Annotated in this window: 20 protein-coding genes; 14 read left to right on the forward strand and 6 right to left on the reverse strand. The window is 73.0% G+C overall.

Annotation, left to right across the window (positions count from 1 at the left end; all coding sequences use genetic code 11):
- The first annotated feature begins 70 nt into the window (after nt 1-70).
- The 3 genes from tatA (at nt 71) to AB0B55_RS04490 (ending at nt 2,452) form a co-directional block, all read left to right on the forward strand.
- Nucleotides 71-385: a Sec-independent protein translocase subunit TatA gene (gene tatA / locus AB0B55_RS04480; protein WP_357170290.1), complete on the forward strand. Its 315-nt coding sequence runs from the start codon at nt 71-73 to the stop codon at nt 383-385.
- Between the two features lie 18 nt (nt 386-403).
- Nucleotides 404-1,354 (forward strand): twin-arginine translocase subunit TatC, encoded by a 951-nt coding sequence (gene tatC, locus AB0B55_RS04485; protein ID WP_357119216.1) that lies wholly within the window; start codon nt 404-406, stop codon nt 1,352-1,354.
- Nucleotides 1,355-1,513: 159 nt separating this feature from the next.
- Nucleotides 1,514-2,452 carry a diacylglycerol kinase gene (locus tag AB0B55_RS04490; protein ID WP_357119486.1) on the forward strand — a complete coding sequence of 313 codons (939 nt, stop codon included), beginning with the start codon at nt 1,514-1,516 and terminating at the stop codon, nt 2,450-2,452.
- On the opposite strand, the gene AB0B55_RS04495 is transcribed toward AB0B55_RS04490, so the two are convergent.
- Nucleotides 2,415-3,326: an EamA family transporter gene (locus AB0B55_RS04495; protein WP_357119213.1), complete on the reverse strand. Its 912-nt coding sequence runs from the start codon at nt 3,324-3,326 to the stop codon at nt 2,415-2,417. The two genes, AB0B55_RS04490 and AB0B55_RS04495, sit on opposite strands and share 38 nt — an antisense overlap.
- Before the next feature lie 65 nt (nt 3,327-3,391).
- The gene (locus AB0B55_RS04500) at nt 3,392-4,153 is read right to left on the reverse strand and encodes an HAD family hydrolase (RefSeq protein WP_357170293.1); all 762 of its coding nucleotides are present in this window, start codon (nt 4,151-4,153) and stop codon (nt 3,392-3,394) included.
- Between the two features lie 86 nt (nt 4,154-4,239).
- On the opposite strand from AB0B55_RS04500, the gene AB0B55_RS04505 reads away from it, so the two are divergent.
- The 9 genes from AB0B55_RS04505 to AB0B55_RS04545 all read left to right on the forward strand — a co-directional run bounded on the left by AB0B55_RS04505 (nt 4,240) and on the right by AB0B55_RS04545 (nt 14,469).
- The gene (locus tag AB0B55_RS04505; RefSeq protein ID WP_357170296.1) at nt 4,240-7,041 is read left to right on the forward strand and encodes a DEAD/DEAH box helicase; all 2,802 of its coding nucleotides are present in this window, start codon (nt 4,240-4,242) and stop codon (nt 7,039-7,041) included.
- A gap of 165 nt (nt 7,042-7,206) precedes the next feature.
- Nucleotides 7,207-8,091, forward strand: a complete 885-nt coding sequence (locus tag AB0B55_RS04510) for an MHYT domain-containing protein (protein ID WP_357170299.1) — start codon at nt 7,207-7,209, stop codon at nt 8,089-8,091.
- Between the two features lie 275 nt (nt 8,092-8,366).
- Nucleotides 8,367-9,218, forward strand: a complete 852-nt coding sequence (locus AB0B55_RS04515) for a fumarylacetoacetate hydrolase family protein (protein ID WP_357170302.1) — start codon at nt 8,367-8,369, stop codon at nt 9,216-9,218.
- Nucleotides 9,215-9,964, forward strand: coding sequence for an SDR family oxidoreductase (locus tag AB0B55_RS04520; protein ID WP_357119198.1), 750 nt, complete (start codon nt 9,215-9,217; stop codon nt 9,962-9,964). The genes AB0B55_RS04515 and AB0B55_RS04520 overlap by 4 nt, the downstream gene beginning before the upstream one ends.
- 19 nt (nt 9,965-9,983) lie before the next feature.
- The gene (locus AB0B55_RS04525; RefSeq protein ID WP_355053046.1) at nt 9,984-10,739 is read left to right on the forward strand and encodes a (Fe-S)-binding protein; all 756 of its coding nucleotides are present in this window, start codon (nt 9,984-9,986) and stop codon (nt 10,737-10,739) included.
- 20 nt (nt 10,740-10,759) lie between these two features.
- Nucleotides 10,760-12,181, forward strand: coding sequence for a LutB/LldF family L-lactate oxidation iron-sulfur protein (locus AB0B55_RS04530; RefSeq protein ID WP_357170307.1), 1,422 nt, complete (start codon nt 10,760-10,762; stop codon nt 12,179-12,181).
- Nucleotides 12,178-12,777 carry an LUD domain-containing protein gene (locus AB0B55_RS04535; protein WP_357170310.1) on the forward strand — a complete coding sequence of 200 codons (600 nt, stop codon included), beginning with the start codon at nt 12,178-12,180 and terminating at the stop codon, nt 12,775-12,777. The genes AB0B55_RS04530 and AB0B55_RS04535 overlap by 4 nt, the downstream gene beginning before the upstream one ends.
- Nucleotides 12,778-12,860: 83 nt before the next feature.
- Nucleotides 12,861-13,436, forward strand: coding sequence for a TetR/AcrR family transcriptional regulator (locus AB0B55_RS04540; RefSeq protein ID WP_357119189.1), 576 nt, complete (start codon nt 12,861-12,863; stop codon nt 13,434-13,436).
- A 49-nt stretch (nt 13,437-13,485) separates the two neighbouring features.
- Complete coding sequence (locus AB0B55_RS04545) at nt 13,486-14,469, forward strand: zinc-dependent alcohol dehydrogenase family protein (RefSeq protein ID WP_357170313.1); 984 nt, start codon at nt 13,486-13,488, stop codon at nt 14,467-14,469.
- A 14-nt stretch (nt 14,470-14,483) separates the two neighbouring features.
- Here AB0B55_RS04545 and AB0B55_RS04550 read toward each other — a convergent pair whose 3' ends face one another.
- Genes AB0B55_RS04550 through AB0B55_RS04560 form a run of 3 tightly spaced genes read right to left on the reverse strand, consistent with a single transcriptional unit; the run spans nt 14,484 to nt 17,540 of the window.
- Nucleotides 14,484-14,717: a GntR family transcriptional regulator gene (locus AB0B55_RS04550; protein WP_357170316.1), complete on the reverse strand. Its 234-nt coding sequence runs from the start codon at nt 14,715-14,717 to the stop codon at nt 14,484-14,486.
- The gene (locus AB0B55_RS04555) at nt 14,717-17,146 is read right to left on the reverse strand and encodes a DUF4132 domain-containing protein (RefSeq protein ID WP_357170319.1); all 2,430 of its coding nucleotides are present in this window, start codon (nt 17,144-17,146) and stop codon (nt 14,717-14,719) included. The genes AB0B55_RS04550 and AB0B55_RS04555 overlap by 1 nt, the downstream gene beginning before the upstream one ends.
- A gap of 1 nt (nt 17,147) precedes the next feature.
- Nucleotides 17,148-17,540, reverse strand: coding sequence for a hypothetical protein (locus AB0B55_RS04560; protein ID WP_357170322.1), 393 nt, complete (start codon nt 17,538-17,540; stop codon nt 17,148-17,150).
- A gap of 124 nt (nt 17,541-17,664) precedes the next feature.
- Between AB0B55_RS04560 and AB0B55_RS04565 the strand changes: the two genes are divergently transcribed.
- Entirely contained in the window at nt 17,665-19,455 is a 1,791-nt protein-coding gene (locus AB0B55_RS04565; RefSeq protein ID WP_357170325.1) for an HSP90 family protein, read from the forward strand.
- Nucleotides 19,452-21,515: a hypothetical protein gene (locus AB0B55_RS04570; protein ID WP_357170328.1), complete on the forward strand. Its 2,064-nt coding sequence runs from the start codon at nt 19,452-19,454 to the stop codon at nt 21,513-21,515. The genes AB0B55_RS04565 and AB0B55_RS04570 overlap by 4 nt, the downstream gene beginning before the upstream one ends.
- Here the strand turns inward: AB0B55_RS04570 and AB0B55_RS04575 are convergent.
- Nucleotides 21,476-22,405 (reverse strand): endonuclease/exonuclease/phosphatase family protein, encoded by a 930-nt coding sequence (locus AB0B55_RS04575; protein ID WP_357119168.1) that lies wholly within the window; start codon nt 22,403-22,405, stop codon nt 21,476-21,478. The genes AB0B55_RS04570 and AB0B55_RS04575 overlap by 40 nt on opposite strands.
- Nucleotides 22,406-22,448: the final 43 nt, after the last annotated feature.

The following is a 22,448-nucleotide window of genomic DNA, read 5'->3' on the forward strand; positions in this document are numbered from 1 at the left end:
GCATCGCACCGATCCGCACGTACGATGGGCTGCGTACCACCCCCCGGACACAGAGCGACTGGAGCTTCTCATGGGTGCCCTCAAGCCGTGGCACATCGCCGTTCTCGTGGTTGTGCTGATCCTGCTCTTCGGTGCGAAGCGGCTTCCGGACGCGGCCCGTTCGCTGGGTCGCTCGCTGCGGATCATCAAGGCCGAGACCAAGAGCCTGCAGGACGACGACCGCGACCTGGCCGAGAAGGCCGACGCGCAGGCCGGCTACCAGCCGCTGCCGCCGCACGCCGGGCAGCAGCCGCCGTACGCCGGGCAGCCGCAGCAGCCGCCGTACCAGCAGGCGCCGGCGCAGCAGCCGGTCGTCGACCCGGTGCACCGCGTCCGCGACAACTGACCGAAGGGCCTTCGCACCGTGGCCTTCGCCCTGCGTAAGCGCGGCCCGAGCACGTTCGAGCGGGCCGCCGACGGCTCGATGACGCTCATCGAGCACGTCCGTGAGCTGCGCAACCGTCTGTTCCGCGCCTCGCTGGCGATCCTGGTCGGTTTCGGCTTCGGCATCTGGCTGGCCGAGCCGGTGCGGCATTTGCTGTCGCAGCCGTACTGCGACCTGCCGGGGTCGAAGGACGCGTCCGGCAAGTGCCTGTTCGTCCAGCTCGGCCCGGCGGACCTCTTCCTGCTGAACCTGAAGATCGGCCTCTGGGTGGGCCTGATCATCGCGGCGCCGATCTGGCTCTACCAGCTCTGGGCGTTCATCGCGCCGGGGCTGCACCGGCACGAGCGGCGCTACGCGTACGCGTTCACGGCCCTGGCGGCGCCGCTGTTCGCCGCCGGCGCGGTGTTGGCCTTCTTCGTCACCGCCAAGGGCCTCGAGTTCCTGATGAACGTGTCCGGCGATGACATCTCGACCACGCTGGAAGTCACCCGGTACATCTCCTTCGTCACCAACCTGATCCTGCTGTTCGGGGTGGCGTTCGAGTTCCCGCTGATCGTGCTGATGCTCAACTTCGTCGGCCTGGCCAGCGCGAAGCGGCTGCTGAGCTGGTGGCGGGTGGCGATCTTCGTGTTCTTCGCGTTCTCCGCCGTGGTCACCCCCACCCCCGACCCGTTCGGGATGACCGCCCTGGCGGTCTGCCTCTCCGCGCTCTACTTCGGCGCGGTGGGCATCGCGTTCATCAACGACCGGCGGCGGGGTCGCGGCAAGGAGGTCTACGCCGGTCTCGACGACGACGAGGTCTCGCCGCTGGAGTTCGACCCGGACCCGGTCGTGGCCGGGCAGCGGGTCGACGCGACCGCGCCGATCGGCGCTCCGGAGCCGATCGCGAAGCCGGCGCCGATCGAACGCCGTTACGACGACATGACCTGACGGCCCCGCGCCGCCAGAGCCAGCCGACGCCGTCCCCGCCAGGTGGGGGCGGCGTCGCTGTGTCCGCCGTCGACCGATTCGAGCCGCCCGGTGGGTTGGGAGCGCTACCTCCGCACGATGAACATCAGATGTACGACGAGTACGGTGCTGGCCGTGACCGTGAAAGAGTTTCGGCCCGGACCGGCGGAGGACGCCGCGTCGGCCGCCGGCCCGGTGGCCGTGCTCGCCAACCCGACGGCCGGCCGGGGACGGCGGCGGGCCCTGCTGCCCCGACTGCTGGACGGGCTGTCCGCCGCCGGCCGGCCGGTGACGGTGCTGTCGGCGTCCACCCCCGATGAGGCGGAGGTGGCCTGCCGGACGGCGGTCGCCGAGGGCGCGGGCGCGCTGGTCGCGATCGGCGGAGACGGCACCGTGCACCGGGCGCTGCAGGCCGTGGCCGGCACCGACATCCCGTTCGGACCGGTGCCCGCCGGCACCGGCAACGACTTCGCGATCGACACCGGTTTTCCCGCCGATCCGGTCGCCGCCGTGGAGGTGATCGCCGAGGCGCTGCGTACCGGCCGGAGCCGCGAGGTCGACCTGGCCCGGATGACGGGCGTCGATGGCGCGCAACGCTGGTACGGCGCGGTCCTCGCGGCGGGCTTCGACGCGATCGTCAACGAGCGGGCCAACCGGATGCGGTGGCCGCGCGGCCCCCGCCGGTACGACCTGGCGATCCTGATCGAGATGGCCCGCCTGAAGCCGCGGCGCTACACGATGCGCCTCGACGGGGTGGTGCACGACATGGACGCGGTGCTGGTGGCGGTGGGCAACTGCCCGTCGTATGGCGGTGGGATGCGGATCTGCCCCGACGCCGACCCGACCGACGGGCTGCTGGACGTGGTGGTGGCCGGTCGAGCGGACCGGCGCACGATGATCCGGGTGAAGCCGCACATCTACCAGGGCACCCACGTCGAGCACCCGGTGGTGAGCAGCTACCGGGCCCGTACGGTGGAGTTGGCCGCCGACGGGATCGTCACGTACGCCGACGGGGAACGCTCGCTCGGCCTCCCGGTGACGATCACCGCAGTGCCCGGGGCCCTGCGACTGCTGCGCTGACCCGTACCGCGCCGATGCTGGCGGCGATGACCAACACGATGGCGACGCACTCCGACACGGTCAGCGCCTGGCGCAGCACCAGCCAGCCGGCGAGGGTGGCGACGGCTGGGCCGAGACTCATCAGCACCGCGAAGGTGGCGGTGGGCATCCGGCGCAGCGCCAGCAGTTCCAGGGTGTACGGCAGGCCGGAGGCGAGCACCGCGAGGGCCGCGCCGAACGCGAGCACCTGCGGGTCGAGCAGGACCGCGCCGCCGTCGACGATGCCCAGCGGCAGGGTGACCAGCGCGGCCAGGGTGAGCGCGAGGGCGAGCCCGTCCGCGCCGGGGAACCGGCCGCCGACGCGGGCGCTGAGCACGATGTACGCGGCCCACATCGTGCCCGCGCCGAACGCGAACGCCACGCCGGCCGGATTGAGCCGGTCGAAGCCGCCCTGCCCGAGCAGCGCCACCCCGGCCAGCGCGAGTCCCGCCCAGCACCAGCTCGCCAGCCGGCGGGCGGTGAACACCGACAGGGCGAGGGGACCGAGCACCTCAAGCGTCACCGTCGGTCCGAGCGGGATGCGTTCGATGGCCTGGTAGAACAGCGAGTTCATGCCGGCCAGGGCCAGCCCGAACGCGCCGACGGCGAGCCAGGCCGAGCGGTCGTGTCCGCGCAGTCGCGGCCGGCACACGACGAGCAGCAACACCGCCGAGATCGTCAGCCGCAGGGTGACCGCCCCGGCCACGCCGGTACGCGGAAAGAGCAGCGCGGCGACGGCGGAGCCGAACTGGACCGACAGCGCCCCGCCGAGCACCAGCCCCACGGCGAGGACACCACCGTGCCGCTGTGGGGGCGCGTCGGTCGGTGTCGACGCAGGCAGGAGGGTGTCCGTCACGGCCCTGACGCTAGGCGGTGGGCTCCGGGGACGCGCGGGCGGCCTCGACGCGGATCAGCCCGGGGTCAGGCGGGCAGGGCCAGGTCCAGGACCGCGCCCAGCCCGTTCTCCCGGCCCGGCTCGGCGGCCGGCAGCACCAGCACCGCGCAGCCGGCGGCCACCGCGCCCGCGTCGGCCGGGCTGTCGCCGACCATCAGCGTCTGCTCCGGGTCGACGCCCAGCATCCCGCAGGCGCGCCAGAAGATCGCCGGGTCGGGCTTGCAGCGCCCCACCTCGTACGACAGCACGAACGCGTCGACGAGGTCGGTCAACCCCCAGGCGTCGAAGTGCGGGCGCAGGTCGAAACCGATGTTGCTGACCACCGCGACGCGTACGCCGGCGTCGCGCAGCGCGGCCAGCGTGGGGGCCGTGTCCGGGTAGGGCACCCAGCCCTCGGCGATCAGCAGCCGCTCGTAGAGCGCGTCGGGCAAGCCCTCGATGCCGGCGTCCACGGTCTCGGCCAGCCCGGTGTACGCCCCCCGGTGGGCGTGCGGGTAGAGGTCCCGGTCGGCCCACAGCTCGGCCAGCCGGGGCGGCACCCGGGCCGGTAGCGGGCCGCCCGCGCGGCCGGCGGTCAGCAGGCGGTCGGCCAGCGAGGTGGCGCGGACCCGGTCCAGGGTGACCCCGCACGCCGCCGCGGCCTCCAGCACCCACTGCCGAGGCTCCTCCACCTGGGCCAGGGTGCCGTGGAAGTCGAAGAGCACCGCCTTCACGGGCCGTCGGGACGTCCGGCGGGCGGTGGCGCTGCCCGGCGGAGTGGTCTGGGGCGGTTCGGCATGGTCCGGCACGCCGTGCACCCTACCGACCCTCGCCGACAGCCCTGCCGGACGGCCTTGTGGGGTGCACTGTGCCGGCACGCACTAATCTTGGTGCCATGTCGAGCCCCGCCGAGCGGTACGCCGCGGCGCGCCGCCGGACCGCGCAGGCCTCCGAGTTTCCGGCGCTGGACGAGTTCGCCCTGGACCTGGGGTTCGACCTCGACGACTTCCAGCGCGAGGCGTGTCAGTCGTTGGAGCGGGGCAGCGGTGTGCTGGTGTGCGCCCCGACCGGCGCCGGCAAGACCGTGGTCGGCGAGTTCGCCGTACACCTGGCTCTGCGGGGGTGGCCCGACGACCCGGCGGCGGCCGGCGGCGCGACGCCGCCGACGACCCGGCGCAAGTGCTTCTACACGACGCCGATCAAGGCGCTGTCCAACCAGAAGTACCACGACCTCGTCGACCGGTACGGCGCCGAGCAGGTTGGCCTGTTGACCGGCGACAACGCGATCAACGGCGACGCGCCCGTGGTGGTGATGACCACCGAGGTGCTGCGCAACATGCTCTACGCGGGCTCCAGCACGTTGCAGGGGCTCGCCTACGTGGTGATGGACGAGGTGCACTACCTCGCCGACCGGTTCCGCGGCGGCGTGTGGGAAGAGGTGATCATCCACCTGCCGGAGTCGGTCACCCTGGTCTCGTTGTCGGCGACCGTGTCGAACGCCGAGGAGTTCGCCGACTGGCTGGTCACCGTGCGCGGCGAGACCGCCGTGGTGGTCAGCGAGCACCGGCCGGTGCCGCTGTGGCAGCACATGCTGGTCGGCAAGCGGATGTTCGACCTGTTCCACGACGCCGACGCCGCCCGCAAGCACGACGTGCACCCGGAGCTGCTGCGCTACACCCGCGACACGATGCGCCGGCTGGAGCTGGGCGAGGGGCGCAGCGCCGGGCCGGGCTCCGGACGCCGAGGTCCGCGCTGGCGCGGCCCGATCCGCCCGGACATCGTGGACCGGCTGGACCGGGAGGGTCTGCTGCCGGCCATCCTGTTCATCTTCAGCCGCGCGGGCTGCGCCGCCGCCGTGCAGCAGTGCCTGGCCGCCGGGCTGCGGCTCACCTCGCCCGAGGAGCGCGCCGAGATCCGCCGGGTGGTCGAGTCCCGGGTCACCGCCATCCCCGGCGAGGACCTGACGGTGCTGGGCTACTGGGAGTGGCTGGACGGCCTGGAGCGCGGCCTCGCCGCCCACCACGCCGGCATGCTGCCGGTGTTCAAGGAGGTCGTCGAGGAGCTGTTCGTCCGGGGCCTGGTCAAGGCGGTCTTCGCCACCGAGACCCTTGCGCTGGGCATCAACATGCCGGCGCGCTGTGTGGTGCTGGAACGCCTCGTCAAGTACAACGGCGAGGCGCACGTCGACCTGACCCCGGGGGAGTACACGCAGCTCACCGGCCGCGCCGGCCGGCGGGGCATCGACGTCGAGGGGCACGCCGTGGTGGTGTGGTCCCCGGAGACCGACCCGCGGCACGTGGCCGGGCTCGCCTCCACCCGCACCTATCCGCTGCGGTCCAGCTTCCGCCCGTCGTACAACATGGCGGTGAACCTGGTCGGCTCGGTCGGCGCGGAGCCCGCCCGGGCGCTGCTGGAGTCGTCGTTCGCCCAGTTCCAGGCCGACCGGTCGGTGGTCGGTCTGGCGCGGCAGGTGCAGCGCAACACCGAGACCATCGAGGCGTACGGCGCGGAGGCCGCCTGCCACCACGGCGACTTCGACGAGTACTTCGCGCTGCGGGTGGCGATCGCCGACCGGGAGAAGGCCATCGCCCGGCAGGGGCAGACCCAGCGCAAGGCCGCGGCCGTGGCGTCGCTGGAGCGGCTGCGTATCGGCGACGTGATCCGTGTTCCGTCGGGCCGGCGGGCCGGTCTGGCCGTCGTGCTGGACCCGGCGACCGGCGGGTTCGGCGAACCTCGTCCGCTGGTACTCACCCAGGACCGCTGGGCGGGGCGGGTCAGCCCGGGGGACTTCACCACGCCCGCCGAGGTGTTGGCCCGGATCCGGGTGCCCAAGCACTTCAACCACCGCTCGCCGGGGGCCCGGCGGGACCTCGCCGCCGAGGTCAGCGGCACCGGCCTGGACCGGCACGGTGGCCGCCGAGGTGGCCGCTCCCGGCAGACGCCCGGCGAGGACCACCGGCTCAGCCAGCTCCGCACCGAGCTGCGTAACCACCCCTGTCACGCCTGCCCGGAGCGGGAGGAGCACGCCCGCTGGGCGGAGCGCCGCCGTCGTCTCGAACGGGACACCGACGAGCTGCGTGAGCGGGTGTCCGGGCGTACCGGGTCCCTCGCCCGGACGTTCGACCGGATCGTCGCGCTGCTGACCGAGCGTGGATACCTCGGCCGCGACGGCGCGGTCACCGACGCCGGTCGGATGCTTGGCCGGATCTGGACCGAGGCGGATCTGCTGGTCGCCGAGTGTCTGCGTCGACGCGTGTGGGACGGGCTCTCCCCGGCCGAGCTGGCCGCCGCGGTGTCCGTGGTGGTCTTCGAGGCGCGCCGCGACGTCGACGAGCGGGCCTCCCTGCCGCGCGGCCCGGTCTCCGACGCCGTGGACGAGACGCTGAAGCTGTGGGGCGAGATCGAGGCCGACGAGGCCGCCCGTGGGCTGGCCGCTACCCGCGAGCCGGATCTGGGCTTCGCCTGGCCGGTCTACCGGTGGGCCCGGGGCGAGGCCCTGGCGAAGGTGCTCGGCAGCGGGCACGAGATTGACGGCGAGATGCCGGCCGGCGACTTCGTCCGGTGGGCGCGGCAGGTGGTCGACCTTCTTGGTCAACTTTCCGACTCGGGCGGCGCGTCGCCGGAGCTGCGTGCCACGGCCCGGCAGGCCATAGCGGCCATCAACCGGGGAGTGCTCGCGTACCACACCTCCGCCTGATGATCACTTTCGGTCAACCGGGTCGGTGAATCGACGCATCGGACGGTCACCGTGACGGCACCCCACGAATAGCCCGGGGGTGCTATTGCGCCTGCTCGGAGCACCCCTGATCATTGCCCGGGCGCTGTGCATACGCGCCGGTAACGAGTGGGGAGAAACATCGCCGTGGCGGACATCAATCACTTTGAGTACGGGTGGATCACGCCCGCGCTGAGCTACGCGCTGTCGGTGCTCGGGTCGGTCCTGGGGCTCGTCTGCGCCGGCCGCATCCGCACGGCCCGTACCGCCCGCCAGCGCGCCTGGTGGGGCCTGCTGGCCGCCTGGGCGCTCGGCGGCACCGCCATCTGGGCCATGCACTTCATGGCCATGCTCGGCTTCGCCGTCGACGGCACCCGCATCCGGTATGACGTGCCACTGACCGCCGCCAGCACCGCCATCGCGGTGGTCGCCGTCGGCATCGGCCTGGCGATCGTCGGCACCGGCCGGCTGAACCCGGTACGCCTCATCGCCGGCGGCGTGTTCACCGGCGCCGGGGTCGCCGCCATGCACTACACCGGCATGGCGGCGATGCGCCTCAATGGCAGCCTCGGCTACGACACCATCCGGGTCGTCCTCTCCGTGGTCATCGCGGTCGTCGCCGCGACCGTGGCCCTGTGGCTCGCGATGACCGTCCGGCGCGGCCTGGCGATCTTCGCCTCCGCTCTGGTCATGGGCGTCGCGGTGAACGGCATGCACTTCACCGGCATGAGCGCCCTCTCGGTGCACCTGCACGAGCGCTCGGGCGGAGTGACCGGCGCCGGGGTGAGCGCCCTGCTGGTGCCGATCGTCGTGGCGGTGATCTTCGGCGTGGTCGGGCTGCTCTACGCCCTGCTCGCCGCCCCCACCGACGACGACCTGGCCGCCGCCGCGTACCTGGACGCGCGCCGGACCCCGGAGCCCACCCCGGCCGCGCCGGCAGCCGCCCCGGACCCGGTCGGGCTGCGCGCCCGCTCCACCCTCGGGCAGCCCGGCACCCCGTTCCCCTCCCGCCGGGACACCCCGCCGCGCTGACGCCGGCCGGTGCCGTCCGGCGCTGAGGCGACCCGGACCACATGATCCACACGACATCGGCGATGTGGGGGTGACCTGTTCTTGGGTCACCCCCACATCGGCGATCCGGTGTCGATCGTCGCGCCACCCGGCCGACGCGGCGCGTGCGGCGCGGTGGCCGCGTCCCAGTCCGCCGACCGAGGTGATCCCGCTGTGCGGGCGGCGAGGCGTGTCGGTGTTGAATGCGGTGGTGTCCGCCACCCCCCGCGATTCAGCCGGACACAGAGGAGGGTGAGATGAACTTCCAGCGCCTCGGCCCGAGCGGCCAGGAGATCCCGGTCGTCCAGCACGACGGTACGGCCTTCGACCTGCGGCCACTCACCGCCGACCTGGACGGGGCGTTCTGGGCGTCGGACGGGATCGCCCGGACGCGCGGCGCGCTCGACCGGGGCGAGCTGACCGAGCTGCCCGGGGCCGCGTCGCTGCGGGTGGGCGCTCCGGTGGCGCGTCCAGCGAAGATCGTCTGCATCGGACTCAACTACCGCGACCACGCCGCGGAGACCGGCGCGGCGCTGCCCGCCGAGCCGGTGGTCTTCATGAAGGACCCGATGACCATCGTCGGGCCGTACGACGACGTGCTCGTTCCCCGTGGCTCGACCAAGACCGACTGGGAGGTCGAACTCGCGGTCGTCGTCGGGACGACCATCCGCTACGCCGACACTCCGGAGCAGGCGTTGCGGCACGTCGCCGGGTACGCGGTGTCGCACGACGTCTCCGAGCGCGCCTTCCAGTTGGAGCGCGGCGGCCAGTGGGACAAGGGCAAGAGCTGCGAGACCTTCAACCCGCTGGGGCCGGGTCTCGTGCCGGCCGACGAGGTCGAGGACCCGCAGTCGCTCGCGCTGCGTCTGTGGGTCAACGGCGTGCTCCGCCAGGACGGGTCCACCGCCAACATGATCTTCCCGGTGGCGCACGTGCTCTGGTACCTGAGCCAGTTCATGGTCCTGTACCCGGGCGACGTCATCAACACGGGAACGCCGGCCGGGGTGGCGCTGGGTCTTCCGGATCACCCGTACCTGCGCGCCGGTGACGTCGTGGAGCTGGAGGTCGCCGGCCTGGGCCGGGCACGCCAGACGCTGGTGGCGGCATGACCGCGGAGTTCGCCGGGCTGGCCGCGATCGTCACGGGCGGCTCGTCCGGCATCGGACGCGCCACCGCCGTGGAGTTGCGCGCTCGGGGCGCCCGGGTGGCGGTTCTCGACCTCGACCCGAGCGGGCTTGACGACGGCATCGCGGGCATCACCGCCGACGTGTCGAGCCGGCCATCGGTGGACGCGGCGGTCGCCGAGGCGGCCACCGTGCTCGGCGGCCTCGACGTGGTGGTCAACAACGCCGGCATCGGCGCGACCGGCACCGTCGCCGACCAGGGCGACGACGAGTGGCACCGGGTGCTCGACGTCAACGTGGTCGGCATGGCCCGGGTGGTCAGCGCCGCGCTGCCCTGGCTGCGCCGCTCGGAGCACGCGTCGGTCGTCAACATCTCGTCCATCGCGGCGCTCAACGGGCTGCCGGGCCGCGCGCTCTACTCGGCCAGCAAGGGCGCCGTGCTGTCGCTGACCCTCGCCATGGCCACCGACCATGTCCGCGAGGGCATCCGGTTCAACTGCGTCTGCCCCGGCACGGCCGACACGCCGTGGGTGGGACGACTGCTCGCGCAGGCGGGCGACCCGGCGGCCGAGCGCGCGGCGCTGCGGGCCCGCCAACCCATCGGACGGCTGGTCACCCCGGAGGAGGTCGCCAACGCGATCCTCTACCTCGCGTCACCCCGATCGGCGTCGACCACGGGTACGGTGTTGGACGTCGACGGTGGGGTCACCCACCTGCGGGTCCGACCGTGACGACGGGCGGGGGTGTGCCGTGCGGATCGCGCTCTTCGTGACCTGCCTGGCCGACACCATGTTCCCGCAGGCGGCCACGGCGACCGTACGGCTGCTGGAACGGCTCGGCCACGAGGTCGTCTTCCCGACCGAGCAGACCTGCTGCGGGCAGATGCACGTCAACACCGGCTACCGGCGCGAGGCCGTGCCGCTGGTGCGCCGCCACGTGCGTACCTTCGATCCGTACGACGTGATCGTCGCGCCGTCGGGCTCCTGCGTCGGGTCGGTCCGGCACCAGCACGCGATGGTGGCCCGGCACGCGGGCGACGAGGGCCTGGCCGACCGGGCCGAGTCGGTGGCCGCGCGGACGTACGAGTTGTCGGAGCTGCTCGTGGACGTGCTCGGGGTGACCGACGTGGGCGCGTATTACCCGCACCGGGTCACCTACCATCCGACCTGCCACTCACTGCGGATGCTGCGGGTCGGCGACCGGCCGCGACAGTTGCTGCGTGAGGTGCGCGGCCTCGACCTGGTCGAGTTGCCGGCGGCGGAGCAGTGCTGCGGCTTCGGCGGCACGTTCGCCGTGAAGAACCCGGAGACGTCCACGGCGATGCTGGCGGACAAGATGCGCCACGTGCTGGACACCGGCGCCGACGTGTGCGCCGCCGGTGACGTGTCCTGCCTCATGCACATCGGCGGTGGACTGTCCCGGCTGCGCACCGGGGTGCGCACCGTGCACCTGGCCGAGATCCTGGCGTCGACGGAGACCAGCGGCGCAGCGGCGGCCCGGTCGTGACCCGCCGCACGTTCCTCGGCATGCCGACGACCGCGCCGAGCGGCGTGGGGCACCTGCGCGGCGACGAGTCGTTCCCGACCGCCGCGCGGCGCAGCCTGGCCGACCCGCAACTGCGGCGGAACCTGCGGCACGCGACGACGACGATCCGGACCAAGTCCGGATCGGTGATCGCCGAGCAGACCGACTGGGAGCAGTTGCGCGCGGCCGGCGCGGCCATCAAGACCGACACCCTGCACCGCCTGCCCGAGCTGCTGGAACAGCTCGAAGCGAAGGTCGTCGAGGCGGGCGGCGTGGTGCACTGGGCGGCGGACGCGATCGAGGCGAACCGCATCGTCACCGACCTCGTCCAGGCGACCGGCGCGGACCGCGTCATCAAGGTCAAGTCGATGGCGACCCAGGAGATCGGGCTCAACGAGGCCCTGGAGGCGGCGGGGATCACCGCCGTCGAGACCGACCTCGCGGAGCTGATCGTGCAGCTCGGCGACGACCGGCCGAGCCACATCCTGGTACCCGCGATCCACCGCAACCGGGCCGAGATCCGGGAGATCTTCCTGCGCGAGATGCCCGGCGTCGACCCCGCGCTCACCGACGACCCGGCGGCCCTGGCGGCCGCCGCGCGCCGGTTCCTGCGCCAGACCTTCCTGAGTACGCCGGTGGCGGTGTCCGGCGCGAACTTCGCCGTCGCCGAGACCGGCACCCTCGCGGTGGTGGAGTCCGAGGGCAACGGCCGGATGTGCCTGACGCTGCCGGAAACCCTCATCACCGTGATGGGCGTGGAGAAGGTGGTGCCCACCTGGCGTGACCTGGAGGTCTTCCTCCAACTCCTGCCGCGCGCGTCGACGGGGGAGCGGATGAACCCGTACACCTCGATGTGGACGGGCGTCACCCCGGGCGACGGGCCGCAGGCGTTCCACCTGGTCCTGCTGGACAACGGGCGCAGCGCGGTGCTCGCCGACGAGGTGGGCCGGCAGGCGTTGCGGTGCATCCGCTGCTCGGCGTGCCTCAACGTGTGCCCGGTGTACGAGCGCGCGGGCGGGCACGCGTACGGGTCGGTGTATCCCGGTCCGATCGGGGCGGTGCTGTCTCCCCAGCTCACCGGCATCGAGGACAATGCGTCCCTGCCGTACGCGTCGACGCTCTGCGGCGCCTGCTACGACGCCTGCCCCGTGAAGATCAACATTCCGGAGGTGCTGGTGCACCTGCGGGCCGAGGCCGTCGAGGCGCGACAGCGACCCACCGCCGAGTCGATCGCGATGGCCGCCGCCGCGTACACGATGGACCGACCCCGGTTGTACGCGGCCGGGCAGCGCGCGGCCCGGCTGAGCCGGCTCGCCGGTCGGCGGGGTCGGGGCCTGCCCCCGCCGCTGAACGGCTGGACCGCCAGCCGCGACCTGCCCGAGCCGCCGGAGCAGACCTTCCGCGAGTGGTGGGATGCCCGGTGACCTCCCGCGACCTCGTCCTCGGCCGGCTGCGTGCCGCGCTCGCCGGCAGTCCCGCCGATCCGGTGTCGGTGCCGCGCGACTACCGCCGGACCGCCGACGCGGACCTCGACCAGTTGGCGCAGCGCCTGACCGACTACCGGGCGCAGGTGCACCGGGTTCCCGAGGCCGCCGTCGCCGACACGATCGCCGACATCCTGCCGGCGGGCGGTACGGTCGTCGTACCCCCGGGTCTGGCCCCCGCCTGGCTGCCGCCGACGGTGACCGCGCTGCCCGACGACGGTCTCGACCACGCGCGGATCGGCGCGGCGGACGCCGTCGTCACCGCCGCCGCCGTCGCCGTCGCCCAGACCGGCACGGTCGTCCTCGACGGCTCGCCCGACCAGGGACGCCGCGTGCTCAGCCTGCTGCCGGACCTGCACGTCTGCGTGGTCCGCGCCGACCAGGTGGTGGCCACCGTGCCCGAGGCCCTGGCCCGGCTGAGGCCACAGCGCCCGCTGACCTGGATCAGCGGTCCGTCGGCCACCAGCGACATCGAGTTGATCCGCGTGGAGGGCGTGCACGGTCCACGCCGCCTGCACATCCTCCTGCTGCCCTGACCCACGACTGTCACGGTGTGTGACGGCACTCATGTGGGCTCCCTTAATCGAACGGACTAGTCTGTTCGATTAAGGGAGGGGTCATGGCTACGAAGATCAGGAAGACCACCACCGAGGAGCGGATCCTCAACACCGCCGCCGAGCTGTTCTACGCCCACGGACTGCGGGGTGTCGGCATCGAGCAGGTCATCGCCGAGAGCGGGGTGGCCAAGTCGACCCTGTACGTCCACTTCCGTACCAAGAACGACCTTGTGGCCGCCTACCTGCGCCGCACCGACGACTCGTGGATGGCGCAGTTGCAGCGGGCCGCCGAGCGCGCCGGCGCTCGGCCGGCGGACCAACTCGTCGGTCTCTTCGACGCCCTCCTGGACGCGTTCGACCGACACGGCTTTTTCGGATGCCCCTTCGTCAGCGCTGCCGTGGAGGCATCGTTGGACTCGGAAGCCCGCGCCATCACCATCCGGCACACCGAGCGGCGCCAGACGTGGCTCACCGAGTTGACCAGGCAGGCCGGTGCGAGCGATCCGGCCGGCCTCGCCCGCCAGATCGGGCTCCTGATCGACGGCGCGTTGGCCTCGGGTCGCCTCCTGCAGGACCGGGTGGTCGTGCACGAGGCGAAGAACGCCGCCCGGTCGCTGGTCGCTCACCAGACGACATGACAAAGACCAACAATGTGCTCATCAGCAGTGGAAAGGGTGAGGTAGCGCCATGCGCGCGGTAGTGCTCAACGAGTTCGGCGGCCCGCTCGTCGTCGAGGCGGTCGACACGCCGGTCCCCGGCGCGGGGCAGGTGCTCGTCCGAATCGCGGCCAGTGGCGTCAACCCCCTGGACGCCAAGATCCGGGAGGGCAAGGCGCCGCACGCCCGGAACCATCCGCCCGTCGTCCTCGGCCTGGACCTGGCCGGAGTCGTGGCGGAGGTCGGTCCGGGCGTCGTCGGCTTCGCCGAGGGTGACGAGGTGTACGGCCTCACCGGCGGAGTCGGTGATGTTCAGGGGTCGCTCGCCGAGTACGCGGCCGTCGACGCCCGGCTGCTGGCCCGCACCGCGAAGGCATGGAGCCTGCGCGAGGCGGCGGCGCTGCCGCTGGCCGTCATCACCAGTTGGGAGGCGCTGGTGCACCGGGCGCAGGTGCGCGCCGGCCAGCGGGTCCTGGTGCACGGCGGCGCGGGTGGCGTCGGACAGGCCGCCATCCAGATCGCCCGCGCCCGGGGCGCGGAGGTCTTCGCCACCGGTTCACCCCGGAACCTGGAGACCATCGCACGGCTCGGCGCGACGCCGATCGACTACAACGCCACCGAGGTCGCGGACTACGTGGCCGCGCACACCGGCGGCGAGGGCTTCGACGTCGTCTTCGACACCGTCGGCGGCGCCACCCTGGACAAGTCCTTCACCGCCGTGCGCACCTACACCGGCCGCGTGGTGAGCGCGCTCGGTTGGGGTACGCACAGCCTGGCACCGTTGTCGTTCCGGGGTGCCACCTACTCCGGCGTCTTCACCCTGCTGCCACTGCTGACCGGTCAGGGGCGCGACGCGCACGGCGAGATCCTGCGCGAGGCCAGCGCCCTCGGCGACGCGGGCGCGCTGCGGCCGATCGTCGACCCCCGACGGTTCACGCTGGACACCGTCGCGGACGCCCACGCTCTCGTGGAAGCCGGCGCCAGCACCGGCAAGATCGTCATCGACGTGCCCTGAGCAGGCGGGGCCTGTTAATCGGATTGCTCCGCTTCAGCCACGTAGAGACCCTTACCGGGATGTCCCTCGACCAACCCGCGATCCTTCAGGATCGTCGTGACCCGGTTGATCGTGGAGATGTGCACGCCGTGCTGTCCGGCCAGTTCCCGCGTGGACGGTAGCTTCTCGCCCGGCGCAAGCTCGCCGGACTTGATCCTTCCTGCTATCTCGTTCGCTATGCGCCGGTAGTCCACTCGCTCGGTCGGCATCAACCGCTCACCGTGGGTCGGAGTTGGCTCAGGACGGTGGGGTCGGTGATGCGGTCGTCGGCGGCCAGCATGATCGCCTTGGACAGGATCGTGGCGAGCATGGGGTCGTCGTCGAACGGCAGGTGCAGGCGACCGGTCTGGGTGCGCGCGGCGACGATGCAGAGGTACCTGTCATCGGGCTCCATCATGATGTTGCCCGACCCGAGGTGGATGCGGTACGCGCGCAGGTTGCCCCGCACCCGCAGGTACCGCTCCGTGAGGTCCACCCGGTCCGCGATGGCCATCCGGGGCAGCAGCCGGGCGAGCGCGTCCCGACGTACCTGCGCGGACGGAGTCAGCTCGGCCACCGCTGTCCGGTGCCAGTAGACGGAGAAGCGGTCCTCACCACGGTCGGCCCACTGCGGGTCGGTGGCGATCGAGGTGACGCCGACGAACAGGTCCACGTCGCGCATGGCTTCGGTGAACACCAGCGGTGGCACGTCGATGATCCGCGCGGGTTGCCACGTCTTCCCGTCGTGCCGGGCGAAGCGCACCTGGTCGGTCGAGCAGTACTCGACGTCGTGGCGGCGCTCGTGCGGGTCGTCGACGAGCGCGTGGTGGAAGGACGCTTGCCACGCGCCGCCGCCGAAGACCTTGGTGGCCTCGCTGTCGTACCCGCCGTCCCAGGTGCCCAGGTAGCCCGCCTGCCAGCCGCGGGCGCGCAGCAGGGCGTTGGCCTGCCGGTAGCGCAGGATGTGCGCGGCGAAGCGGTTGGAGTAGGTCTCCGTCTTCTCCTCCGCCGGCGTGCGCAGGTAGACCTCCCGGAACGCCTGTTTGAACGGCTGCGTCAGGCCGGCGGCGACGAGGTGCGCGCGCCAGGCCAGCACCTCGGCCGTGTCCGCGCGGGCCGGATGCCACAACCGGACCGATCCCTGGGCGAGGGCGTGGCCGTCCCGGTCGACGATCGTCCACCCGTCGCCGTTGCGCCGGGGCAGACCGGCCGTCCAGCGCCGGCCGTCGGCGCTGGTCTCCCACAGCAGACGCCGCCCGTAGGTCGCGGTCACCGGGTGGTCGAGCAAGCGCGACGACCAGTCGGGGTACGACCAGACGCGCTCCTCGGACAGCAGCCCCTCCACGCGTTGCCGCTCGCTGACCAGCGTCGCGCCGATCCGCTTGACCAGGCCCCGCAGCTCGGCGAGATCGTCCTCGTGGGACTGCTTCACCTGCGCCGGAACGCCCTTCAGGTCGACCCCGTCGCGGGCGAAGACCAGGCGCGCCCGTTCGCCCACGATCTCGACCGTCGCCTCGTACGGGCCGACCGTCCTGCGCAGCCGCCCGTCCGGTCCGAGCCCGTGGTCGTCGACGGCCAGCTCCATGACCTCGCTGAGCGACCAGCCACGCCGGGCCCCGAGCTGGGTCAGCGCGCTCTGGACCCGGCTCCGTACGGCCTTGTTGCGGACCGTCACCGCGAGGCGGGCCAGCGTGCGCAGCGGCACGTCACCGTCCCGGTCGGCCAGCAGCCGTACTGCCGCGATGGCCGTCCGCGAGGCGTACGGGAATCCGGCGGCCTGGCGTGGCGCGGACGCCGCGCTCGTGGTGGCCCGAGCCAGCAGCTCCGTCGACCGCTCGTCGCGCTCGCGGGACAGCGCCCAGACCAGCCCGCGCAGGAGGCGGTCCGTGTCGTCGTGCACGCTCCGCCCGTGGGCGGCGAACGCGTCGAGGAGCCGGCGGACGACCTGCCGGCCGCCGTGCGCGGCCACGAGCAGTTCGTCGAGGCGACGCAGCCACTTCGCGGTCGCCGCCGGTTTCTCCAACGCGGCGCAGTGTTGCAGCAGCTCCGGCACGCCGGGTGCGGCGAGGTCGGCGTCCAGGTCGGCGCGGACGGCGGGCCCGAAGCTGTCCCCGTGGTGCAGCAACCACGCCGGCAGGCGGCTGCCGGTGGCGCGGTCGATGGCCTGGCCGAGCAGCGTGACGGTACGCCGTCGGGTCGCCGCCGTGACGAAGTAGTCGTCGAGCAGCTCGCTGTTCAGGGCGGACAGCGCCGGCACCAGGTCGGCCAGCTCGGCGGCCGTCAGGCGCGGCGCGATCAGGGCGGGTAGTTCCAGGTCGGTGCCGTCGTCGACGCCGCCTCGGCGAGCGACCACGTCCAGGCACCACAGCAGGTCCGCCCGCGTGAAGGGGACATCCTCGGTGGCGAGATCGGGCATCACCCCGCTCATCCCGGACGCCGACTCCCGGTGCAGGGCCAGGGCAGCGCGGCGGCGCTCCCCGGCCGACCACGACTCCACCGTGGACCACTCGGGCACGTTCGTCACCGAGGATCCCCAGTAGTAGGTGCTGGCGATGCGCAGCACCGCGCGGATCCGTTCGTCGGCCTCGGCGAGACCGGTCTCCACCTGCCGCCGGTCCGCGTCGCTCAGGTGGGGGAGCAGTGCCGTCCAGTCACCCATGTCAGCCGCCCACCAGCGCGACGAGCCGGACGAACGCCACGTCGAGGTCGGATCGCAGGTCGATCTCCTCGTCGAGGTCGTCGACCTGGTGGTCGCCGACCAGCAGCAGGAAACCGTTGTGCGAGAACGCGACACAGGCCCGGTCCGCCTGCGCCTCCCAGTCGAGTCGCCGGCCCGGGGCGACCCGGTAGCCGTTCAGGGTGGCCTCCGTGTCGGTCGGCTGCACCAGGCCCCGGAAGTGCCGCGGCCGCGCGGCGTTGAACCGCGCCACCTCCTCGCGGACCCGCAGCCGGACCAACTCCCGCGCGGAGATGCGCTCCGGCAGGCCCGTCAACGGCCAACTGTCGACGGCTCTGCCGGTCGCCGTCTCGTCCCGAACCATCACCGTGACCATGCGTTGCGCTCCTCGCCCTGAAGGTGAGCGGCAGCATGGCACGACCGTCCGACGAAAACGCGCCCCCCAGCGCGTCGGGCCAGCCGCTAGGGTGCAGCCGATCGGATCACGGGAGAGGGCGGTTGTGAGCTACACCTTCCACGTCGACCTGCGCGGCATCGTCGACCTGCTCAGTCACCACCTGTACGCCAGCCCACGCGTCTACGTCCGCGAGCTGATGCAGAACGCCGTCGACGCGATCACCGCCCGTCGGGCGGGCGAGCCCGGCGCGCCGGGCGCGATCCGGATCTACCCACCGGAGTCCACCGGGGACGGCACACTGCGCGTGGAGGACACCGGCGTCGGTCTGACCGAGGCGCAGGTGCACGAACTGCTCGCCACGATCGGCCGCAGCTCCAAGCGGGACGAGCTGGGATTCGCCCGACACGAGTTCCTCGGCCAGTTCGGCATCGGGCTGCTCTCCTGCTTCCTGGTCGCCGACGAGATCCGGGTGTCCACCCGTGCGGCCGACTCGCCGACCGTCGAGTGGATCGGCTACGGCGACGGGCGCTACGAGCTGCACATCGCCCCGGCCGAGCGGGAACGCCCCGCGCAGGGCACCACGGTGACCCTGGTGCCCCGGCGCGGCGCCGAGCACTGGCTGCGCAGGGACACCGTCGTCGAGATCGCCGCGCTGTACGGGTCACTGCTGCCGATCGACGTCCACGTCGAGCACGAGGCCATCACCACCGGCCTCGCCCCCTGGGAGAACGACCCGGCCGAGCCGGCGGCGGCACGGCGGGAGCGTCTCGACGCGTACGCCCAGGAGGTCTTCGGTTTTCCGCCCTTCGACGTGATCGACCTGGCGGTGCCCGCGGCGGGCCTGCGCGGGGTGGCGTTCGTGCTGCCCATGCCGGCCAACCCGACGTCGCGGGTGGCCCACCGGGTCTACCTCAAACAGATGCTCCTCTCCGAGGACATCGAACGGCTGCTGCCGGCGTGGGCCTTCTTCGTCCGGTGCGTGGTCGACACCACCGAGTTGCGCCCGACCGCGAGTCGGGAGGCGCTCTACGAGGACGCGCTGCTCGACGAGGTCCGCGACGCGCTGGGCGACACCCTGCGCGGCTGGATGACCCGGCTCGGACGCACCGACCCGCGTCGCCTCCAGGCCTTCCTGCGGGTGCACCACCTGGGCGTCAAGGCCCTGGCGGTGCACGACGACGAGATGCTGCGCCTGGTCGAGCAGTGGTGGCCGTTCGAGACGAACATGGGCCCACTGACGCTCGCCGAGTTCCGGGATCGGCACGGCGTGGTGCGGTACACGCCGTCGGTGGACGAGTTCCGGCAGCTCGCTGCGGTCGCCGCCGCCCAGGGGATCGCCGTGGTCAACGCGGGCTACGTGTACGACGCCGAGTTGCTGCGTCGGCTGCCCGACGTGGACAGCGGCGTCGTCACCGAGATCCTCACGGCGAGTGACCTGGCGACCCGGCTGGAACCGCTCGACCCGGACGTCGAGCTGGCCGTGCGGCCCTTCCTCGTCCTGGCGCAGCGGACCCTCGACCGGCTCGGCGTGCAGGTGCTGGTGCGTGCCTTCGAACCGGCCAGCATGCCGGCGCTGCACCTGCTCGACGGCGACACCGCCCTGGCGGTGGACCTGCGTCAGGGGCAGGAGCAGGCCGACGAACTGTGGTCGTCGATCCTCGGCACCTTCACGCAGGGCCGCGACGAGCGACCGCAGCTCGTGTTCAACCACCGCAACCCCCTCGTCCGGCAGGCCATCGCCGCCGGCGACGACGAGCTGACGACGCTGGCGATCGAGGGCCTGTACGTGCAGGCGCTGCTGCTGGGCCACCAGCCGCTGCGGCCCGCCGACACGGCCGCGTTGAACCAGTCGTTCCTCGGTCTGCTCGCCCGCGCCATGGAGGGAACCCGATGACCACCTCCGAGCAGGAGCTGCGGGACCGCCTGGCGCAGGCGTACGCGCTGCCACGTGGTCCGGCCCGCTTCGCCGCGCTGGACGCGGTCTTCCGGCACGCGGACGCGGCCGGCGACGTGCCGTTCGCCTTCTCGGCCCGGATGAACGCCATCAGCGACTTCCACCACGGCGGCGACCCGACCCGGGCGTTCCTCGCCTTCTCCTGGTGCCTGGCGACGGCCGACCGGCAGCCCGAGGTGGTCGAGGCCTACCACACCCGCACGTTGCTGTGGGACTTCAAGTGGATCGTGTGGGCGCTGCCCCAGTTCCCGGACATCCCGCTGGAGCGCACCAGGGCGGTGCTCGACGACATGCAGCGCCGCTACCGGCTCGCCGGGCACAGCCTGCACGCGGTCCACCAGCACCGCTGGCTCGTGGCGCACCACGTGGGGGACATGGATGCCGCCCAGGAGGCGTACGACCGGATGGTCACCGCCAAGCGCGACTCGATGTCCGACTGCCAGGCGTGTGTTCCGTCGGGGCAGGTCCGGCACCTCACGTCGCTCGGCAGGTTCGACGAGGCCATCACCATCGGGGAGCCGTACAAGCGCGGCGGCTGCACCGAACAGCCACAGTGGATGCTCAGCGAGCTGCTCACGCCGTACCTGCGGACGGGCCGTTTCGACGAGGCCGTCGAGGCGCACCGGGACGGCTACCGCCGCATCCGCGACGACCGTCACCACCTCGACAACCTCGCCCAGCACGTGCTGTTCTGCGGGCTGACCGGCAACGAGGCGCGGGGCCTGGAGCTGGTGGAGCGGCACCTGAGCTGGCTGGAGCGCCCCTCGTCGCCGTACGCGGCGATGGAGTTCGCCGCGTCCGCCGCGCTGGTGCTCGGCCGGCTGCGCGCGGCGGGCCACGCCGACCTGGTGGTGTCCCGCCGCTCGGACGACGGCACCCGCCGCTGGGAGGCGACGGTCGCCGAGGTCCACGACGAGGTGGCCGCGCAGGCCCGCGCGATCGCCGCCCGGTTCGACGTTCGCAACGGCAACCGGCACCAGAGCGAGCGGGTCGAGGCGCGGATGGCGGCGACGCCGGTGGCGCGGCACGTGCCGCTCACCGTCCTCGCCGGGCGGGTCACCACGTCCGAGCGGGCAGCCGACCCGGCGCTGGCCGCGCTCGTCGAACGGGTCGCCGCGCTCACCGCGGCCGGCGACCAGGCCGGCGCCGCGCGGACCCGGCTCGACGTGGCGCACACCCTGCGCAACGCGGGCCGGCAGGAGGACGCGATCGAGGCCGCCGAGGAGGCGGTCCGCAGCCTCGACCGGGTCGGTCTGCGCGACGACGCGCTGCGCTGCCGCCACCTGCTGTGGGAGCTGTACCGCCGGGGCTACCACCACCGCGATGCCGCGCGGGTGGTGCTGGCCGAGCTGATCCGGGCCGGGGACCTGCCCGACGGGCTGCCGCCGCTGGCGGCTGTCCTGGAGGACGCCGCCGACCTGCTCCACGGTACGGAGGGGTTCACGCACCTGGTCACGGCCGCCGACCGGCACCGGGCCAACGGTGACGCCGACGCCGAGCTGCGGGTGCTGCGCAAGGCGCTGGGCCGGCTCGCCAACCGGCCGCCGGACGACGTCGCCTGGGCGGTGCTGGCGCGCGTCGACGCCCTCGGCGCGGCAGCGCGGCCCACCTCCGCCGAGCTGTCGGGCCGGGACCAGGTGGCCGCCGCGCAGTTGCTGGACCGCGCCGGCCGTACCGGCGAGGCGCTCGACCGGCTCGACAGGGCCGTCACCCTGTTCGACGGCGACGAGCTGGCGGACGGTCGTCGCTCGGCCCGGCTGCACCGGGCGCGGTTGCGGCTGCGCCTCGGCGAGCCGGCCCGCGCCGAGGCGGAGGCCCGGGAGGTGCTGGCCGAGGACCCCGACGAGTACGGCTACGAGGCCACCGCGGTGCTGACCCTCGCGCTGCGGGCGCAGGGTCGCGCCGACGAGGCCGAGAAGACGCTGGCCGCGCAGGACATGGACGAGGAGGACCTCGACTACTACGAGCAGGACCTCGAACCGGACGACGACGAGGACTGACGGGCCGGGCGGGCGCAGCCGACGACGAGGGTGGCCAACAGGGCGGGGTGGTCGGTCGCCCCGTCCAGGTCCACCGACCGGGCGCAGCACATGCTGATGTCGTCGCTGGCCACGATGTGCTGCACCGCCCCGTCACCGACGCGGGGATGACCGGGCGGCACGCAGGACCCGACGTCGCCGGGGCGCAGGTTGAAATCGCCGCTCAGCACCGTTGGGGCGTACCCGGCGCTGCGGGCGATGGCGGGCAGGATCCCGTCGATCAGGTGGCCGCACTGGGTGAGCGCGACGCTGCGGCTGGTGGCCGCCAGGTGGGTGGTGCAGGCGTTGAACCCGCCCTCGACGTGCACGCACAGCCAGGGTCGTTCCTCGGGGTCGGCGAGGTCCTGCGCCGGGTGGATCCCACCGTGCACCGTGTACCGGCTGACCGTCGTCGGCAGTCGGGCCAGCAGACCGATGCCGTACGCCCGACCGTTGCGGCACCGGGTGTCGGCGCCGCTGGGCCGGTCGCCGGCAGCCTGGAAGGCGGACGTGACTCTCGCGCGGCCGTGGACCGTCGCGAACACCGCCTCCAGCGTGGGCACGTCGTCCTGGCAGATCTCGTTGAGGGTGACCAGATCGGGCCGCTCGGTCCTGATCAGTTCGGCGGCCCTGGGCACCGCCCGGCCGGTGTAGCAGGCGGCGCGACCGCTGTCACACAGGTTCATCTGCGCCACCCACAGGGTCGTGGGCCCGGGGGAGGCGGGGACGGGCCGGGCCGGCACAGCGGCGACGACGACGAGACAGCCGACGGCGAGGGCCCGGCGAATCGCGCGGAACGGGCCGTTCGCGCGCCGACCAGGGACGGTCGTGCCCCGGCGGCGGTCGGTGTCGCCGGGCGGATCGTCGGACATGCGGACTCCGGCAGCAGGGCGGCACTCTTCGCCGAGGTGTCCG

Origin of the sequence: Micromonospora sp. NPDC049107, assembly GCF_040648595.1 — a bacterium.
Lineage (GTDB): Bacteria > Actinomycetota > Actinomycetes > Mycobacteriales > Micromonosporaceae > Micromonospora.